Annotated in this window: 1 pseudogene; it reads left to right on the top strand. The window is 66.1% G+C overall.

Features of this window, described 5'->3' with window-relative positions:
• Positions 1 to 354 (top strand): annotated as a pseudogene (locus IF20_RS36950) (urocanate hydratase); the annotation flags it as partial.

The raw sequence follows: 354 nt of genomic DNA, 5'->3' as shown, positions 1-354 counted from the left end.
GAGCACCCGGACAAGCTGGTGGTCTACGGCGGTACGGGCAAGGCGGCCCGCGACTGGCGCTCCTTCGATGCGATGGTCCGTACCCTGCGGTCGTTGAAGCAGGACGAGACGATGTTGGTGCAGTCCGGTCGCCCGGTGGGTGTGATGCAGACCCATGAGTGGGCGCCGCGGGTGCTGATCGCCAACTCCAATCTGGTGGGGGACTGGGCGAACTGGGAGGAGTTCCGGCGTCTGGAGCAGCTGGGCTTGACGATGTACGGGCAGATGACGGCCGGCTCGTGGATCTACATCGGCACCCAGGGCATCCTGCAGGGCACGTACGAGACCTTCGCGGCGGTGGCGGCGAAGAAGTTC

It is taken from the genome of Streptomyces niger (assembly GCF_000718305.1).
GTDB classification, from domain to species: domain Bacteria; phylum Actinomycetota; class Actinomycetes; order Streptomycetales; family Streptomycetaceae; genus Streptomyces; species Streptomyces niger.
This window is presented reverse-complemented; position numbering and strand designations above follow the sequence as displayed.